16 protein-coding genes are annotated in these 16913 nt (G+C 65.6%); 3 read left to right on the top strand and 13 right to left on the bottom strand.

Annotated features, from left to right (window positions below):
* Window positions 1–46 precede the first annotated feature (46 nt).
* The 7 genes from DU505_RS12965 to DU505_RS12935 all read right to left on the bottom strand — a co-directional run bounded on the left by DU505_RS12965 (window position 47) and on the right by DU505_RS12935 (window position 7211).
* Entirely contained in the window at window positions 47–481 is a 435-nt protein-coding gene (locus DU505_RS12965) for a hypothetical protein (RefSeq protein ID WP_114479419.1), read from the bottom strand.
* Between the two features lie 87 nt (window positions 482–568).
* Entirely contained in the window at window positions 569–1330 is a 762-nt protein-coding gene (locus DU505_RS12960) for a sulfite exporter TauE/SafE family protein (protein ID WP_114479418.1), read from the bottom strand.
* 13 nt (window positions 1331–1343) lie between these two features.
* The gene (locus DU505_RS12955) at window positions 1344–2393 is read right to left on the bottom strand and encodes an ABC transporter ATP-binding protein (RefSeq protein WP_114479417.1); all 1050 of its coding nucleotides are present in this window, start codon (window positions 2391–2393) and stop codon (window positions 1344–1346) included.
* On the bottom strand, window positions 2383–3513 hold the full coding sequence (locus DU505_RS12950; protein ID WP_245947939.1) for an ABC transporter ATP-binding protein: 1131 nt from the start codon (window positions 3511–3513) through the stop codon (window positions 2383–2385). The genes DU505_RS12955 and DU505_RS12950 overlap by 11 nt, the downstream gene beginning before the upstream one ends.
* Window positions 3485–4450, bottom strand: a complete 966-nt coding sequence (locus DU505_RS12945) for an ABC transporter permease (protein WP_114479415.1) — start codon at window positions 4448–4450, stop codon at window positions 3485–3487. The genes DU505_RS12950 and DU505_RS12945 overlap by 29 nt, the downstream gene beginning before the upstream one ends.
* Complete coding sequence (locus DU505_RS12940; protein WP_114479414.1) at window positions 4447–5427, bottom strand: ABC transporter permease; 981 nt, start codon at window positions 5425–5427, stop codon at window positions 4447–4449. Before DU505_RS12940 ends, DU505_RS12945 begins: the two co-directional genes overlap by 4 nt.
* A 203-nt stretch (window positions 5428–5630) precedes the next feature.
* The gene (locus DU505_RS12935; protein WP_114479413.1) at window positions 5631–7211 is read right to left on the bottom strand and encodes an ABC transporter substrate-binding protein; all 1581 of its coding nucleotides are present in this window, start codon (window positions 7209–7211) and stop codon (window positions 5631–5633) included.
* A 217-nt stretch (window positions 7212–7428) separates the two neighbouring features.
* On the opposite strand from DU505_RS12935, the gene DU505_RS12930 reads away from it, so the two are divergent.
* From DU505_RS12930 to DU505_RS12920, 3 genes are all read left to right on the top strand, one after another.
* Window positions 7429–7887 (top strand): thioesterase family protein, encoded by a 459-nt coding sequence (locus DU505_RS12930; RefSeq protein ID WP_114479412.1) that lies wholly within the window; start codon window positions 7429–7431, stop codon window positions 7885–7887.
* Window positions 7888–8039: 152 nt separating this feature from the next.
* A complete protein-coding gene (locus DU505_RS12925; RefSeq protein ID WP_114479411.1) occupies window positions 8040–10091 on the top strand; it encodes an NADH:flavin oxidoreductase in 2052 nt (683 codons plus the stop codon).
* A 33-nt stretch (window positions 10092–10124) separates the two neighbouring features.
* Window positions 10125–10793 (top strand): TetR/AcrR family transcriptional regulator, encoded by a 669-nt coding sequence (locus DU505_RS12920; protein ID WP_114479410.1) that lies wholly within the window; start codon window positions 10125–10127, stop codon window positions 10791–10793.
* Here the strand turns inward: DU505_RS12920 and DU505_RS12915 are convergent.
* The 6 genes from DU505_RS12915 to DU505_RS12890 all read right to left on the bottom strand — a co-directional run bounded on the left by DU505_RS12915 (window position 10762) and on the right by DU505_RS12890 (window position 16700).
* Window positions 10762–12819, bottom strand: coding sequence for a prolyl oligopeptidase family serine peptidase (locus tag DU505_RS12915; RefSeq protein ID WP_281271460.1), 2058 nt, complete (start codon window positions 12817–12819; stop codon window positions 10762–10764). The genes DU505_RS12920 and DU505_RS12915 overlap by 32 nt on opposite strands.
* Window positions 12820–12894: 75 nt before the next feature.
* Window positions 12895–13299, bottom strand: coding sequence for a putative zinc-binding protein (locus tag DU505_RS12910; protein WP_114479408.1), 405 nt, complete (start codon window positions 13297–13299; stop codon window positions 12895–12897).
* Window positions 13300–13342: 43 nt separating this feature from the next.
* Entirely contained in the window at window positions 13343–14086 is a 744-nt protein-coding gene (locus DU505_RS12905; RefSeq protein ID WP_114479407.1) for a Crp/Fnr family transcriptional regulator, read from the bottom strand.
* The gene (locus tag DU505_RS12900) at window positions 14046–15287 is read right to left on the bottom strand and encodes a molybdopterin molybdotransferase MoeA (RefSeq protein ID WP_114479406.1); all 1242 of its coding nucleotides are present in this window, start codon (window positions 15285–15287) and stop codon (window positions 14046–14048) included. Before DU505_RS12900 ends, DU505_RS12905 begins: the two co-directional genes overlap by 41 nt.
* Complete coding sequence (gene moaB / locus DU505_RS12895; RefSeq protein WP_114479405.1) at window positions 15284–15868, bottom strand: molybdenum cofactor biosynthesis protein B; 585 nt, start codon at window positions 15866–15868, stop codon at window positions 15284–15286. Before moaB ends, DU505_RS12900 begins: the two co-directional genes overlap by 4 nt.
* 10 nt (window positions 15869–15878) lie before the next feature.
* A complete protein-coding gene (locus DU505_RS12890; protein ID WP_114479404.1) occupies window positions 15879–16700 on the bottom strand; it encodes a peptidylprolyl isomerase in 822 nt (273 codons plus the stop codon).
* Window positions 16701–16913 lie beyond the last annotated feature (213 nt).

The raw sequence follows: 16913 nt of genomic DNA, 5'->3' as shown, positions 1-16913 counted from the left end.
CTAGGCTCGCGTCTCGATCGCTTGCCCCGGCCTGGCCGGGGCTTTTTCATTCCCCTGCGTCATCGTCGACCGTTAACAGCACCGAATAACGATAGTCACGCTCCAGGAAGCCGAAGGGGGTGGTCCTTGCATGTGGCGTGGTTACCCGCAGATACCAGGCGCCTGCCTCCAGGCGACGCTCGATCCTGAAGTTACTGTCGGTACCGCTGATCCAATCGCGCTCCACGAGCTCCCCGTTGGCATCGAGCAATTGCCCTGCGGGCGATATCACACTCGTCTCCCCGGGAAAGGTCTGGCTTTCCAGCACCACGCGAGCGGGGGCTTCCAAGGTAAAGGTGAAGTAACGCTGCCCTGGCGTCATGACCTCGAAGGGACGATCGGGCCTGAGCTCGATGGCAAGATCGCGTGGGTCGCCGGTGCCGGCACAGGCGGTCAACAGCAGCAGCAAGCTCAGTAGCAGTAAACCCGTGACGCGCGTCATGACAGACTCCTTCCTCAGCACGAACAGTGCGCTGTGCTCTTCCATCGGCGCACGCGCAATACGCAGGCTCCCGGATAAGCCTGACCTTCAGCCTAACGCCAACAGCCGCTCCGCGCCCAGCCAGATCAGCCGCAGGGCGAGCAGGGTGAGGGTCCACTTGAAGAGGAAATCGAAGCGATGATCGGTCACGCGATGCAGTAGCCGCAGCCCCGCCCAGGTGCCCACCACGCCGGCCACCACCATGGCCAGGATCAGCCAGAGCCAGTCGCGGAAGACAAAGCCGGCGAAGCCGAAGACGAAGGCTTTGGTGAGGTGCTGCAGCGTCATGCAGGTGGCGAAGGTGGCCACCCGCGGCAGCCGCTCGGCGATGCCCTGCTTGATGAAGGAGGCCACCAGCGGACCGCTGGCCCCCACCAGGCTGGAGAGCAGCGTCGTCACCGCACCGGCGACCACGGTACCCGTGCGCCCCACCGCCCGATGGGGCAGACCCGGCCCCCAGCAGGAGTAGAGCACAAAGGCGGCAATGCAGAGTTCCAGCACGCCTGGCGGCAGGCGCACCAGCAGCCAGGCCGCCACCAGCGCACCCACGACCACGCCGGGCAGGAAGGCGGCAATCACGGGCATCCGGATATGACGCCGGGTCATCACCGCCCTGCCACCGTTGGAGCCGAGCTGAACCATGCCGTGCACCGGAATCAGCGCCGTGGCCGGCATCACCTGGGCCATGACAATGATCAGCAGCGTACCGCCACCGATGCCGGCCGCGGCGGAGAGCGCCGAGGTCAGTGCCGACAGCGCCACCAGCCCCAGGTTCAGCCCGCCCGACAGCGGCGAGAGCAGCTCCAGCATCAGTCGCGCCGTCTCACTCGATGCGTCCCTCCTCGACGCCGTGGCAGGCCACTTCGCTGCCGTCGTCACGGGCGATCAGCAGCGGCACCTCCGCCTTGCAGCGCGCGTTGGCATGGGGGCAGCGCGGATGGAAGGCACAGCCCGAGGGCGGATGTACCGGATTGGGCACCTCGCCCTGGATCATGGTGCGCTCCTTGCCGACCCCTTCCAGCGACGGCACCGCGGCCAGCAGCATCTTCGAATAGGGATGATGCGGGTTGCCGAAGAGCTGGTCGGAGGGAGCGATCTCGGCGATACGACCCAGGTACATCACCGCAATACGGTCCGACATGTGCTTGACCACCGCCATGTCGTGGCTGATGAACAGGTAGGTCAGGCCGTACTCGTCCTGCAGGTCGCGCATCAGGTTGAGGATCTGCGCCTGCACCGAGACATCCAGCGCCGAGGTGGGCTCGTCGCAGATCATGAACTCCGGCTCGTTGGAGAGCGCCCGGGCGATTGAGATGCGCTGGCGCTGGCCGCCGGAGAACTCGTGGGGGTAGCGCAGCGCATCCATGGGGGACATGCCCACCTGTTCGAGCAGCTCACCCACGCGACGGCGGCGATCGGCGCTGCTCATCTCGGGGCGGAAGAAACGCAGCGGTTCGCCGATGATAGTGCCCACCCGCCACAACGGATTGAGGCTGGCGTAAGGGTCCTGGAAGATCATCTGGAAACGCTTGCGCAGGCTGGCCGCCTGGCGGCCGGTCCGTTGGGCCAGGTCGCTGATGTCCTCACCGTCGAACACAAGGCTACCCCGGGTCAGACCGTAAAGCCCCACCACCAGCCGGGCCACCGTGGACTTGCCGCAGCCGGACTCGCCGACCAGGGCCACCGTCTCGCCGCGGCGGATGGAGAAGCTCACCCCATCCACTGCCTTGAGCGACAGCTTCTCGCTGCGTTCGATCACTCGATTGAGCCAGGGCTTGGAGACGTCGAAGTGGCGCGCCAGGTCCCGGGCCTCCAGAAGGATGTCGCCACTCGCCGGTGACGGCTGCTGCTTGATGGCCGTGTCAGCGCACATGGGCATGCTCCTGTGTGTCGTTCTCGTCGAGCTCGGGAAGCGGGTCAACGGGGTCGTGCAGCCAGCAGGCGGCCTGTCCGGCCCCCGCCGGCATCAGGTCGGGCCGTTCGCTACGGCAGCGGTCCTGGGCGTGGGGGCAGCGCGGATTGAAGGGGCAGCCCTCAGGAATCGCCGCAAGACGCGGCATGGAGCCCTCGATCTGGTAAAGCCGTTCGAGCCTCTTATCGATACCCGGGATCGATGCCATCAAGCCCTTGGTATAGGGGTGCTGAGGATTGCTCACCACCTCGTTCACCGGGCCGATCTCGATCAGTCGGCCGGCATACATCACCGCCACACGGTCGGCGGTCTCGGCGATGACCCCCATGTCGTGGGTAACCAGCATGACCGCGGTACCGTGGTCGGCGCAGAGCCGCTTGAGCAAGGCGAGTATCTGCGCCTGCACCGAGACATCCAGCGCCGTGGTAGGCTCATCGGCAATGATGAACTCGGGCCGCGCCGCCAGAGCCAGGGCAATCACCACGCGCTGACGCATGCCACCGGAGAACTGGTGCGGATAGCTGCTCAGCCGTTCTTCCGCCGCGGGGATGCCCACCTCCCTCAGCAGCTTCAACGCCTCCTCTCGGGCCTGCTTCTCGTTCATCGGCAGGTGCGTGCGGATGGTCTCGATCAGCTGATCGCCGATCGAGAACAGCGGATTGAGGCTGGTCAGCGGATCCTGGAAGATCATGCCGATATGGCGACCCCGCAGTGGTACGAAGTCCTCCTCCGCCAAGTCGTCGATGCGCTTTCCGGTAAGATAAACCTGGCCATCGGCGATACGACCCGGCGGCTCCAGCAGCTGTATCACGGCGTTACCGGTCATCGACTTGCCGGCACCGGATTCACCCACCACACCCAGCACCTCGCCGGGGGCGATATCGAAGGAGACGTCGTCCAGCGCCACCAGGGTGCCGTGACGGGTGGGAAACTCCACCCGCATGTGACGTACGCTGAGTACCGGCTCTTGCGCAAGCGCCGCCTCGCCGTGCTTGTGGCTCGCCGTGGGGACGCTCTGTTCACCTGGGCCGGTATGGGTAACGGCGCCTTTCTTATCGGAGCTTGGGGTTGAGGATGTCACGCAACCAATCTCCCAGCAGGTTGACGGAGAGCGCCAGCATCAGCAGCGCCACCCCGGGGAAGAGCAGGATCCACCACTCTCCCGAGAACATGTAATCCTGGCCGACCCGGATCAGGGTCCCCAGGCTCGGCTGGGTGGCCGGCATGCCGACCCCCAGGAAGGACAGCGTGGCTTCGGCAATGATCGCCAGCGCCAGGCCGATGGTGCCGATGACCAGCACCGGTCGCATCACGTTGGGCAGGATGTGCTGGAACAGCAGCTTGCGCGCCGGCAAACCGATCACTCGCGCCGCCTGTACGTACTCCTTGTTCTTCTCGACCATGGTCGCCCCGCGCACCGCCCTGGCGTACTGCACCCAGTCGGAGAGTCCGATAGCGATGATCAAGACGATGATCGCCACCTCGGCGTGCATCGAGCGCGGCAGGAAACCGCGGATCACGCCGAAGATCAGCAGTGCCATGAGGATCGACGGGAAAGTCAGCTGCACGTCGGCGATGCGCATGATCAGAGCATCGCGCCAGCCGCCGCGAAAGCCCGCCATCAGGCCCAGGGCGGTACCTAGCGCCAGGGCGAAGATCACCGCCGCAAAGCCCACCAGCAGCGAGATGCGTGAGCCGTAGAGAATCGCCGAGAAGACATCCCGACCCTGGCTGTCGCTGCCCAGCAGGTAGAAGTTGCCAGTGAAGTCCGACGTCGTCAGCGGCGGCGTGAAGGCGTCGATCAGCTCCAGCTGGCGCGGATCGAAGGGGTTCTGCGGCGCGATCCAGGGCGCAAACAGCGCCGCGGCGAACATGATCAGCGTCACCAGGGTGGCCACGATGACCACCGGCTGGTTCTTCCAGGAATGGACGATATCGCTGTCGAGGAAGGTTCTCAGCTTGCCCGGCGGCTTGAGCACGGCGGGGGTCGGGTCGGCGCGTTGGAGTTCCTGGCTCATTTGCCACCTCCCTGCGCGCGCAGGCGCGGATCGACGGCGTAGTAGAGCAGGTCCACCACCAGGTTGATGATCACGAACACCAGCGCGATCATCATCAGGTAGGCGGCCATCACCGGCACGTCGACGAAGCGCACGGCGGTGATGAACAGCGCACCGACACCGGGCCACTGGAACACCGTCTCGGTGATGATGGCGAAGGCGATGATGGTGCCGAGCTGCAGGCCGATGATGGTAATCACCGGGATCAGCGTGTTCTTCAGCGCGTGGCGCAGGTTGACCACCCGATCCGACAGCCCCCGGGCCCGGGCGAACTTGATGTAGTCGGTGCTGAGCACCTCGAGCATTTCGGCGCGCACCAGGCGCATGATCAGGGTCAGCTGGAACAGCCCCAGGGTGATCGCCGGCAGGATCAGCGAGCGCAGCCCGCTCGTGGTCAGCAGGCCGGTGGTCCACCAGTCGCCGATACGCACCGTTTGCCCCCTGCCGAAGGCGGGCAGCCAGCCCAGCTCCACGGCAAACAGATAGATCAGCAGTACACCGATCAGGAAGGTCGGCAGCGACACGCCGATCAGCGAGGCGGTCATGATGAAACGCGACAGCCAGCTACGGCGGCGCAGGGCAGTGTAGATGCCCAGGCCGATACCCATGACCACGGCGAAGATCGCCGAGATCGTGGCCAGCTCCAGGGTCGCCGGGAGACGCTCCAGGATCAGGTCGGTCACCGGCCGCGCCGAGCGATAGGAAATGCCGAATTCAAACTGGGCGGCATTGACGATGAAACGATAGAACTGCACTACCACCGGCTGGTCGAGGCCCAGGCGCCCCCGCAGCTCGGCACGGTCGGCCGCGGTGGCCTCCTGGCCAAGCATGTTGAGCACCGGATCGCCGACGTAGTGGAACAGCGAGAACGAGATGAGCGCGACCACGAACATCACGAAGATGGCCTGCAGTACGCGCTGGATCAGAAACGCTAGCATGGGATTACCACTGCAACGAGGCCCCCGCCTGCTTTTGGCAAACGGGAGCTTTTTATGGCGATAAAGAGACTGCGGATTTATGTCGCGAGCGACGCTAGGCTGGTCGCCGCCGGAGCGCAGGAACCGGAGTGTAGCCTGCTACATGAGGATTCCGAGCACCGCCGGCGACCAGGATAACGAGCGCAGCAATAAATCAGTGTCTCTTAATTGAATTTCAGATACTTAAAATGCGGCGTATTCTCACTCTGCACCTTGAAGTCGATATCGTCGCGCATCGACCAGGTCAGCATCTGGTGGTGGATCGGGATGTAGACGATCTCGTCATGCACGATCTGCCATGCCTCTGCGATCATCTCGTTGCGCGCATCCTCGTTGGTCTCCTGGCCCATGGCCACGGTCAGCTCGTCCACCCGCTCATCGGAGTAGCCGGTGAAGTTCCAGCTGCCGCGGTCGTCCTCCTTGGTGTGGTAGAGGTAGTTGAAGACGTACTCGGAGTCCATCGTCGGCACGCCCCAGCCCAGCATGTAGAAGTCATACTCGCCACGGGCCAGCTCGGCGAAGTGCAGCGAGCGGGTCTGGGCCACCAGGTCCACGGTGATCCCGATACGCGCGAGCATGCTGACCACTGCCTGGCAGATCTGCTCGTCATTGACGTAGCGGTCGTTGGGGCACTGCAAGGTGACGCGGAAGCCGTCGCCGTATCCGGCCTCTGCCATCAGCTCCTGGGCACGGTCGAGGTCGGCGGGCAGTACCACGTCCATCTCTTCGGTGTAGCCGTTGACGAAGGGCGGGGCGATCATGCCGGCGGGCTCGGAGTTGCCGCGCATCACCGCCGTCTGGATGGTGGTGGCGTCCACCGCCAGGTTGATGGCCTCGCGCACGCGACGGTCGGCAAAGGGATTGTCGTCGGTATCGGCGGTCTCAAGGGTTGCCGCTCCCATCTGCATGCCAAGGAAGATGGTGCGGTTTTCCGCGCCCTGCTCGTTCTTGAGGCCATCGGCACTGCCCAGGCGCTCGATGTCCTGCACCGGGGTTTCCTGCAGGAAGTCGACCTCACCGGAGAGCAGCGCCGCCACGCGGGTAGAAGCCGACTCGATGGGCGTGAACACAAGCCGCGAGATCTCCATTGGATAGTGGTCGATGCCCCAGTACTCATCATTGCGCACGAACTCGGTGCGCACGTCGGGCTCGCGGCTCTCGACGCGGAAGGGGCCGGTGCCGTTGGCGTTGCGCACGGCGTAGGTCTCTTCGCCCGCCGCATAGTTCTGCGGCTCCTCGACGCCATGCTCCTCGGCCCATTCACGGCTCATGATGAACAGGTTGGTGAGGTTGTTGGGCAGCAGCGGGTTGGGTTCGTGGGTCACCACCTCGACGGTAAAGTCGTCGGCCGCGCGAACCTCGGAGATGGAGGTCAGGAGGCCACGCATGTCGGCATGCTCGTGGCGGGCGCGGTTGAGCGAGAACACCACGTCTTCGGCGGTCAGCGCCTGGCCCTCGTGGAAGGTCACGCCTTCGCGGATCTTGAACACCCAGACGGTGGGCTCGTCCTCCTTGACGTGCCATTCGGTCGCCAGGCCCGGCTGGTACTCTACGTCCATGTCCTGATAGAGCAAGGTATCGAAGATCTGGTGGTTGACCGAGTGGGTCGGCCCCTCGTTCTGGGAGTGGGGATCCATGGTCAGACTGTCCGCGGAGCGAGTCCAGCGCAGGGTCTCTGCATTGGCGGCAGTCGCCAGCATGGCACCGATCACGGCGCTAGCCAGTAAGGTCTTCTTGAGCAGCATCTTGTTATTCCTCAATCGAGCGTTTGTTAGGCGTTAGCCCTGATAGTGTTCTCCCATACCTTAGTCAATAATGCCAGCTTCGCACTGAGCGAGGCTTTCAGCGCTATTTTGACTATCGACAGTTGCATTTTTTCCAAAGCGGTCATTACCTGGTCGGAACGCCTCGATCGGCACAGAAAAAGCCTGACATCGACGACACCCATTCAGGGGAAATGAAATGGTACTGCTGGAGATTCGAGTCGCCCCCGAGTGGGTCGACTATAACGGCCATATGAACGACGCCGAATACGCCAGGGTCTTCTCCCTGGCGGTGGAGGCGCTGATGGACAGGATCGGCCTCGACGAAAAAGGTCGGACACTACAAGGGCTTACGATCTATACCCTGGAAACCCACCTCTGCTACCGGCGGGAGGCCCACGAGGGTCAGCAGCTGGCCGTGGACATCACCCTGCTGGACCGCGACGCCAAGCGGCTGCATGTGTTCTTCTCCATGCACGATGGCCAGAGCGAGCTGCTGGCCACCAGCGAGCAGATGCTGATGGGCATCGACCAGCAGAGCGGGCGCTCGGCGGCGTTTCCGGAACCGGTGGTCGGGGCCATCGCCGCCCTGCCCCGAGCCGAACCGGACGCCTGGCCGGCAGCGGCCGGACGTCGTATCGGCATCAGGCGGCGCTGAGATGAGTACGCGCCGATGAGAGAAGGGTGGCCGCAAGCCTCGTCGCAAGATGGTCTTCATCGTCCGCCTTAGACATCGATGAACATATTATTGACACCTATGTACATCCATCACTACTGTTGTGAGACAAACAACAAGATGGAGGCCTGGCCATGGCCAACGATCCGCTGCTGCAGCCCTTCCAGCTCAAGCATCTCACGCTGAAGAACCGGCTCATGATGACGTCCCACGAGCCCGCCTACCCCGAGGAGGGGATGCCCAAGGCGCTTTATCGTGAGTATCACGTCGAGCGGGCCCGGGCCGGTCTCGGCCTGACCATGACTGCAGGATCAGCAGCGGTAGCCAAGGACAGCCCCCCGGTGTTCAACAACATCCTGGCTTACAAGGACGAGGTGGTGCCCTGGATGCGTGAGCTCACTGACGCCTGCCATGAGCACGGCACCGCGGTGATGATCCAGCTGACGCATCTGGGTCGGCGTACCCGCTGGGACAAGGGCGACTGGCTACCGGCGGTATCGGCTTCTCATCGCCGCGAGGCTTCACACCGCGCCTTTCCCAAGCAGGTCGAGGAGTGGGACATCGAGCGCCTGATCCGTGACTACGCCGATGCCGCCGAGCGCATGCACGCCGCCGGCCTCGACGGCATCGAGCTGCAGGCCTACGGCCACCTGATGGATCAGTTCTGGTCACCGCTGACCAACACCCTCGAAGCGCCTTACGGGGGCGATCTGGAAAACCGGCTGCGTTTCACCTTCGACGTGCTGCGGGCCATTCGCCAGCGGGTCGGCGAGACGTTCATCGTCGGGGTGCGATATACCGGCGACGAGATGCTGCCGGGCGGTCTCACGGCCGGCGACGGGATGGCGATCTCGCGGCGCCTGAAGGAGAGCGGCCTGGTCGACTTCCTCAATGTGATCCGCGGGCATATCGACACCGACGCCGGGCTCACCGACGTGATTCCCATCCAGGGCATGCCCAGCGCCCCGCACCTGGACTTCGCCGGCGAGATCAGGCGCCAGGTGGACTTCCCCACCTTCCATGGCGCCAAGATCCAGGACGTCGCCACCGCGCGCCATGCCATCGCCTCGGGCAAGGTCGACATGATCGGCATGACCCGTGCCCACATGGCCGACCCGCACATCGTGCGCAAGATCATGGAAGGCCGCGAGGAAGAGATCCGCCCCTGCGTCGGCGCCAACTACTGCCTCGACCGCATCTACCAGGGCGGCGCCGCCTACTGCATCCACAACGCCGCCACCGGGCGCGAAACTACCATGCCCCACACCATCCCCACGGCCGCGAAAAAGCGCCGGGTGGTGATCGTCGGCGCCGGCCCCGCGGGGCTTGAGGCCGCCCGGGTCGCTGGCGAACGGGGCCATGAGGTAGTCGTGCTGGAAGCCGCCAGCGATGCCGGCGGGCAGGTGCGCCTCACGGCGCAGAGCAAGCGCCGCCGCGAGATGATGGGCATCGTCGACTGGCGCCTTGCGCGCTGCGAGGCGCTCGGCGTCGAGATCCGCTACAACGTCTGGGCCGAGGTCGAGGAGGTGCTCGCCGAGAAGCCGGATGTGGTGATCGTGGCCACCGGCGGCTATCCCATGGAGGACCAGCCCGAGGTCGGGCACGATCTGGTGGTCAACACCTGGGACATCCTTTCCGGCCACGTGGCGCCGGGAAGCCGGGTATTGCTGTTCGACGATGCCGGCGATCATGCCGCCCTGCAGGCGGCGGAAGTCATCGCTGCCACCGGGGCCGAGCTCGAAATCATGACGCCGGACCGCTCCTTCTCGGCGGAGATCATGGCCATGAACCTGGTGCCCTACATGCGCGCCCTGCAGCGCCCCAACGTCACCTTCACCCCCACCTACCGGCTGAAGTCCGTACAGCGGGGAGAAGGAGAGCTGCTTGCCAGGATAACCAGCGACTATGCCGTTCAGGATCAGTTGGACCTGGACCAGGAGCGGCGCATCGACCAGGTGGTGGTCAACTACGGCATCACACCGATGGCCGACGTCTACTTCGATCTGAAGCCACATTCCAGCAACGGCGGCGAAGTGAACTACGACGATTTGATCGCCGGCCAGCCCCAGGCGGTTGTCCGTAACCCGGACGGCAGCTTCCAGCTGTTCCGCATCGGCGACGCCGTCGAGTCACGGAATACCCATGCGGCGATCTATGACGCCCTGCGGCTGGTGAAGGATATATAGTGGCCGGGCACCCGAAACAGCGAGACCCTCTCGATGCCGACAGGTAGTAACAGCGACACCAAATGGAAAGGCTCCCGCGAAGCCTGGCTCGACGCCGCCTTCGAGCTGCTGCTCGACTCCGGTGTGGATAGCGTGCGGATCCTGCCGCTGGCCAAGCGGCTCGACGTCTCGCGCACCAGCTTCTACTGGTTCTTCAAGGATCGCGAGGCGCTGCTGGACGCCCTGGTCGAGCGCTGGCGGGAAAAGAACACCCAGGGCCTGGTGCGGCAGACCGAGGCTTACGCCGAGAGCATTACCGAGGCGATCCTCAACGTCTTCGACTGCTGGCTGGACCCCGCGCTCTTCGACTCCCAGCTGGAGTTTGCGATGCGCAGCTGGGCACTGCAGTCGGACGAGGTATCAAGGGAGATCGATACCGCGGACGAAACGCGCATCGACGCGCTGACGCGGATGTTCGAGCGCTACGGCTTTGAACCGCTGGCCGCCAACGTGCGCGGCCGCACCATCTACCTCACCCAGATTGGCTACATCTCGATGAAAACCCAGGAGGCGCTCGAGGTGCGCATGCAGCGCATCCCCGCCTACGTGGAGATCTTCACCGGGCAGGCGCCGCAGCTCCGCGAACTGCAGCGCTTCCAGGCCCGGCATGGTCATGCGCCGAAGCCATCCTCTAGCCCATCAATTGCTGCCCGAGAAAGCTGAACGTCAGCGCCTGCATGTGGGCGCGCTGGCGGTTGTCAGCCGCACCGCCGTGGCCGCCTTCGATGTTCTCGTAATAGAGCACCTCGTGCCCCTGCTCGCACATGCGCGCCATCATCTTGCGTGCGTGGCCCGGGTGGACGCGGTCGTCGCGAGTGCTGGTCATCAGCAGCATGGGTGGGTAATCGGCCGCGAGGTCGAGGTTGTGATAGGGCGAGACATCGCGCAGGAAGGCATCCCAGTCGTCGCCGTCGGGGTCGCCGTACTCGGCCATCCACGAGGCGCCGGCCAGCAGCAAGTGATAGCGGCGCATGTCGAGCAGCGGCACCTGGCATACCACGGCGCCCAGCAGCTGCGGGTAGCGTGTCAGCATGTTACCCACCAGCAGGCCGCCGTTGGAGCCACCCTGAATGCCCAGCCGCTGCGGCGAGGTGACGCCGCGCTCGATCAGATCTTCTGCCACGGCAGCGAAATCCTCGAAGGCCTTGTGGCGCTTCTCGCGCAGCGCCGCCTGGTGCCAGCGCGGGCCGTACTCGCCGCCGCCGCGAATGTTGGCCACGACGTAGACGCCGCCGCGGCTGAGCCAGGCGCGCCCCACGCCGGGGCTGTAGCCGGGCAGCAGCGGCACCTCGAAGCCGCCGTAGCCGTAGAGCAGCGTCGGGTGATCGCCGCTCGGCTCGAGATCACGCCGCGCCACCTGGAAATAGGGCACCGGCGTGCCGTCCTGGCTGGTGGCGAAGTGCTGGGTCACCTCGAGGCCCTCGGCATCGAACAGCGTCGGGGCCTGCTTGAGCGTCTCGAGCTCCTCGCCGACCCGGCCGTGCAGCAGCGTGGTCGGCGTCAGGTAGTCGCTGACGATGAGAAAGACATCGTCGCTCTCCTCGTCGTCCACCGCGCTAACGCTGACGCTACCCAGCGCCGGCGCGCCCACCAGCGGCTCGGGCTGCCACCGCCCCGCTTCCGGCGTCAGCACATGGAGCCGGTGCTTGACGTCGTCGAGCACGTTGAGGATCAGGTGATGGCGGGTCCAGGTGGCGTCCGAGAGCGAGGTGCGCTCGGTGGGGGTGAACAGCACGCGAAAGTCGCGCTCGCCCGCCATGAAGGCGTCGAAGTCGGCGATCAGCAGGGCGCCGGCGGGATAGGTGGTCCCATTCAGCTCCCAGGGTTCGCGCAGTTCCACGATTAGCCACTCGCGATGCACCTGCTTGTGAGCCGAGTTGGGCACCTCGATGCGGCGCAGGGTGTCGTCGGCCTCGCGCAGGTAGAGCTCGTTGTCGTAGAAGGCCCGGGCGCGGCTAACGAAGTCTCGCTCGAAACCCGGCGTGGAATCATGGGCGGCACCCACCGCCATGTCGTCGGGCTCGGCCTCGAAGACCGTCTCGGCTTCGGAAAGCGGCGTGCCGCGCCGCCATTGCTTGACGATGCGCGGGTAGCCGGAGCGGGTCATCGAGCCTTCGCCGAAGTCGGTCTGAGCGTAGACGGTATCGTGGTCGATCCAGCCCAGGCTGCCCTTGGCCTCGGGGCGATAAAAGCCATTCTGGACCCAGCGCTTCTCCACCAGGTCGAACTCGCGAGTGACGTCGGCATCGGCGCCACCGCGGGAGAGCGACACCAGGCAGTGGCGCCAAGGCTCATCGGGCGAGGTGGGTCGCAGGCAGTGGGCGCCGTGCCACACCCAGTTCTCGTCCTCCTCGGCGTTGAGCGCATCGAGGTCGATCAGCACCTCCCAATCAGGTCGCGCCTTGCGGTACTCCTCGAGGGTGGTGCGCCGCCACAGCCCGCGGGGGTGGTCGCGGTCCTGCCAGAAGTTGTAGAAGTGCTCGCCGCGCTTGACCACGAAGGGGATGCGGTCGTCGGCCTCGAGGATCGCCTGCAGATCGTCACGCAGCTCGGCGAAGCCTTCTGAATCGGCCAGCCGCGCCTGGCTGTCGGCGTTGCGCGCCTCCACCCAGGCCAGGGCCTGCTCGCCCTCCACTTCTTCCAACCAGAGATGGGGGTCATGCTCGTTGTGCGGGGCAGCCATGCGGATCTCCTGGTGGGCATTGGATGCCCACCAAGCTAGCCGGCCAGGGGCTCAATGGCAACGAGGCCCAACCAGCCCCTGTTAGCTGCGCTCAGCGGCGGGAATCGTCTCCATCGGCAGCCGGGCAATCAGCTCACCGACCTGGTCGGCGACCTCGTTAATGATCTCGCTGCCGTAGCTCTGCCCGCGCCGCTTGCGAAACCCCTGCTCATAGAGCTTCACGTGTTCGGTGGCAGTAACGCCGGCGTTGGCCAGGCAGTGGGTGACGCAGTGCATCTGACAGCCGTCGATGGCGACGATGGGGCGCCCGGAGCGGGCGGTCTTCACCAGGCCGGGCACGCCGCCGCCCACACCGGCGATGCAGGACATCTCCGCCACCCCGGTGTGGTCAAGCGACAGGGCAACGTCGTTGGCCAGCTGCGCCACGTCGGAGCAGCCGGAACAGGAGTAGACCAGGGTGCGAGGTTTTCTAGCGGTTCGGGACATGAATCCTCCCCTTATTGCAACGCGCCGCCCCGCGCCGGCGACGTCAGTCGTCGGCCAGCATGGCGTCGCGCAGCTTCTGCTCGTCGAGCACCACCAGGCGCTGGCGGTCGATGCTGATGACACCGCCGTCGCGCAGCTTGGCCAGCAGCCGCGAGAGGGTCTCCGGCGTCATCGCCAACTGGGCGGCGAGCCAGCGCTTGGGTATGGAGAGACGCACCACCCGCGGCGATTTCGAGCGACCGGCGGGCAACTGACGCAGGATGTAGCTGACAAGCCGCGACATGGCATCGGCCTGGGTCAACAGGGCCAGGTCCTCGAGGCGCTCGGTGAGCTCCAGGGCCAGACGGCTCATGAATTCGGCGCGACAGGCGGGCTGGCGATCCATGATGTCACGACAGCGCTGGGCCGGTATGGCCAGTACATGGGTACGGCGCAGCGCTTCCGCCGAGTAGAGGTAGACGCCGGCACTGGAGACCATGCTCAGCTCGCCCAGGGTGCCGCCGCGCTCCACGCAGCGAATGGTGGCGAGGCGACCGTCGCCAGCGGAACGCGCCAGGCGCACGGCGCCGTTGATGACGATATAGAGCCAGTGGGCCGGGGCATCTTGCCGAAACAGCCATTCACGGGTCTTCAAGGCGCGGAGCTCCGAGTCCTCCAGCAGCGAGGTCACCTCGTTCTCGTCGAGCTCACCCAACCAGGGCACGCCGTGTACCAGCTCGCGAAGCTGCTTGGGCTTGAACAGCAGGTCAGTCGACGAACTGTCCGGCGGGCAGATAGGGGTATTCATGACCTTCCTCCACGTCGGTATCGGCGGCCATCATCAGATAGCCGTGTGCCTGGCTGGCTGCCCGCAGCATGTGCGACCCCTGCCCGCCAGCAAGAAAGGCTACCGGAAGGCCACCTTGCCAGTCGAGCACTACCCGCAACAGCTCACGCCGGCCATGGTTTCCGCGCCGCGAAAAGCCGGCACGAACATTGAACTGCTGCAATGGCCCGACGGCGCGCCCCTGGCGCCCCTGGACGAAGGGCCTGGCCAGTAGCTGCCACCCCACCAGCGACGCCACCGGATTTCCCGGCAGGGCGATGAGCGGCACCCCTTCCGGCGACCCATCGTCCAGGAAGCCGAAGGCGACGGGCTTGCCCGGCTTGATCGCCACGCCGTGGAACACCAGCCCGCCCAGCGCCTCGAGTACCGGCCGCACATGGTCCTCCTCGCCCACCGACACGCCGCCGGTGCAGATCACCAGGTCGGCACTATCGCGGGTAACGACGAAGGCCTCATGCAGCGCTTCCGCCGTATCGCCGATGATCCCCAGGTCGAGCACCTCGCAGCCCTGCTGCTCGAGAAGCGCCCTGAGCATGACGCGATTGCTGTTGTAGACCTGCCCCGCCAGGCAAGGCTCGCCGGGCTCGATCAGCTCGTCACCGGTGGAGATCAGCGCCACCGTCAGGCGCGGCAGTACCGGAACCTCGGCTATGCCTTGACTCGCCAGCATGGCAAGGGCCGCTGGGTTCAGGGTTGCTCCGGACGGCAGCAGCGCATCGCCGGCACGGTACTCCTCGCCCCGGCGGCGGATATTCGCCCCCGGCTTCGCCTCGCCGCTGACGTGCATGCGGCCCTCGCCATCCAGCGTGACCCGCTCCTGGGGAATCACGCAGTCGGCACCCGTAGGCACCGGTGCACCGGTAAAGATGCGCGCGCAGCCCCCTTCGGGCAGCGCCGAGACCGCGGCACCCGCCGGCACCCGCAGCACGACGGGCAGGCCCCGTTCACCGAGTTCTGCCAGGCACAGGGCATAGCCGTCCATCGCGCTGTTGTCGATGCTCGGCATGTCCAGGCGAGCGACCAGGTGGCGCGACAGCACCCTGCCGACGGCCTGGTCGAGCGCCACGAATTCTTCGCCGCGGATCGGCTCGGCGGCGGCGATCATCCGCGCCCTGGCGACTTCCAGGTCGAGCAGGCCCTTGGCAAGAGTGGCACAGGTCATACACGCGCTCCTTGACCATGGTCAGGCACTTTCGGTAACTCCCGAGAGCCACATGCCTGCTGCTCAGGCATGACCATGGCGACAAAATTGCACGGCCGGGTGCGCGCATCGAGCTGGCTTTCGAGAATGCCGTCCCAGGCGGTGGCGCAGGCCTTGGGCGAACCGGGCATGGCGAAGATCAGCGTGCGGTTGGCCACGCCACCCACCGCCCGCGATTGGACGGTCGAGGTACCGATGCTCTCGAAGGAGAGCTGGCGGAACAGCTCGCCGTAGCCATCCACCGAGCGGTCGAAGAGCGGCATCAGCGCTTCCGGCGTGGTATCCCGAGTGGTGAATCCCGTGCCCCCGTTGACCAGGATCACCTGGATATCCTCGCGTACCACCCACTTCGAGACGACCGCGCGGATGCGGTAGATATCGTCGGGCACGATGCGACGTTCCACCAGCGCATGGCCCGCCTCGGACAGGCGCTCGCTGAGCAGGTCGCCGCTGCCGTCGCGGTCGAAGCCACGCGTATCGGACACGGTCAGCACGGCGATGCCGAGCGGTGCGAAGGGGGTATCGGCGTGAACATGGGCCATGGAATCTCTCCTATTGCATCAAGCTGCCGGCGGCATCATCGTCGAGCTCTACTCCTTCGACACCGATCTCGGTTTCCAGCGCCAACAGGTAGTGGCGAAGGGCGCGTCGCGTGGCCTGCTCACGCAGGTTGTGGCGCACACGGTCGACGACCTGCTCGAAGGGCAGCGGCTGACCCTCGGCACGCTGGTCGATCAGGATCACGTGCCAGCCATAGCGCGAGGCCAGCGGCCGCTCATGGAGCCCTTCGGGGAGGTGCTGCAGGGCACGGTCCAGTTCACCAACGGTCTGTCCCGGTGCCAGCCAGCCCAGCTCGCCGCCCTCCTCCTTCGACGGACACGCCGAGTGGCGCATGGCGAACTCGGTGAAGCGCTCGGGGATGGTCTCCAGCTCCGCGATCAGCGACTCGCCCAGGCGGTACTGGGTGTCGCGGGCCGGCGCATCGTCCGGCGCCGCCGCCAGCAGGATGTGACGAACCGCCAGCCGGGTCGGTTCGCTGAAGCGCTCCGGCGCGGCGTCGAAAAAGCGCCGGCAGTCGGCCTCCGAGGGTTCCGGCACCTCCAGCTCCTGCTCCAGCAGGCTGGCGATGGCGGCGTCGTTGTCGCCTTCCTCGGCCTCGTCGGCCGCCACCAGGCCCAGCACGGCGGCGCGCTGGAGCAGCAGCTCGCGTACCACCAGGGCCCGGGCGGCCTGAAGCTGCGCCTCGCCGGCATTGGCCGCGGGGTGGTACTGCATCTCCCGGGCGATGCTCTCCTCGTCGATGGCCTTGCCGCCGACCCTGATGGGCGGCGGTGTGACGCGGCCCGGCAGCTGTTCGATCTCGATCATTTGCATGTCATTCACCTCAATAATCTTGCCGGAGCAGAGCCGGGGACCAGGTTTCCGAGGAGGCACTGTGAATCCTTCCCTGGACGCTACTTTTTCCATCCCTGGAAAAAGACCTCCTCGTCCACCTGTCCCCGGCCCGCTCGGTGGTGCCATTATTCGCGAAGCTGAGCGAGCGATGGTCAGCCCGTTCGGAGCAGTGCTCCTCACCCATGGCGAAGG

This window comes from Billgrantia montanilacus, from assembly GCF_003336675.1.
GTDB classification, from domain to species: Bacteria; Pseudomonadota; Gammaproteobacteria; order Pseudomonadales; family Halomonadaceae; genus Halomonas; species Halomonas montanilacus.
Note: the sequence above shows the minus strand (reverse complement) of the source record. Positions and strands in the feature narration are given on the sequence as shown.

Coding starts and splice junctions, on each gene's coding strand:
- DU505_RS12935 (WP_114479413.1), bottom strand. CDS start 7,211: ATGCTGCTCAAGAAGACCTTACTGGCTAGCGCCGTGATCGGTGCCATG.
- DU505_RS12925 (WP_114479411.1), top strand. CDS start 8,040: ATGGCCAACGATCCGCTGCTGCAGCCCTTCCAGCTCAAGCATCTCACG.
- DU505_RS12905 (WP_114479407.1), bottom strand. CDS start 14,086: ATGAATACCCCTATCTGCCCGCCGGACAGTTCGTCGACTGACCTGCTG.
- DU505_RS12910 (WP_114479408.1), bottom strand. CDS start 13,299: ATGTCCCGAACCGCTAGAAAACCTCGCACCCTGGTCTACTCCTGTTCC.
- DU505_RS12920 (WP_114479410.1), top strand. CDS start 10,125: ATGCCGACAGGTAGTAACAGCGACACCAAATGGAAAGGCTCCCGCGAA.
- DU505_RS12945 (WP_114479415.1), bottom strand. CDS start 4,450: ATGAGCCAGGAACTCCAACGCGCCGACCCGACCCCCGCCGTGCTCAAG.
- DU505_RS12955 (WP_114479417.1), bottom strand. CDS start 2,393: ATGTGCGCTGACACGGCCATCAAGCAGCAGCCGTCACCGGCGAGTGGC.
- DU505_RS12965 (WP_114479419.1), bottom strand. CDS start 481: ATGACGCGCGTCACGGGTTTACTGCTACTGAGCTTGCTGCTGCTGTTG.
- DU505_RS12900 (WP_114479406.1), bottom strand. CDS start 15,287: ATGACCTGTGCCACTCTTGCCAAGGGCCTGCTCGACCTGGAAGTCGCC.
- DU505_RS12940 (WP_114479414.1), bottom strand. CDS start 5,427: ATGCTAGCGTTTCTGATCCAGCGCGTACTGCAGGCCATCTTCGTGATG.
- DU505_RS12930 (WP_114479412.1), top strand. CDS start 7,429: ATGGTACTGCTGGAGATTCGAGTCGCCCCCGAGTGGGTCGACTATAAC.
- DU505_RS12960 (WP_114479418.1), bottom strand. CDS start 1,330: ATGCTGGAGCTGCTCTCGCCGCTGTCGGGCGGGCTGAACCTGGGGCTG.
- moaB (WP_114479405.1), bottom strand. CDS start 15,868: ATGGCCCATGTTCACGCCGATACCCCCTTCGCACCGCTCGGCATCGCC.
- DU505_RS12890 (WP_114479404.1), bottom strand. CDS start 16,700: ATGCAAATGATCGAGATCGAACAGCTGCCGGGCCGCGTCACACCGCCG.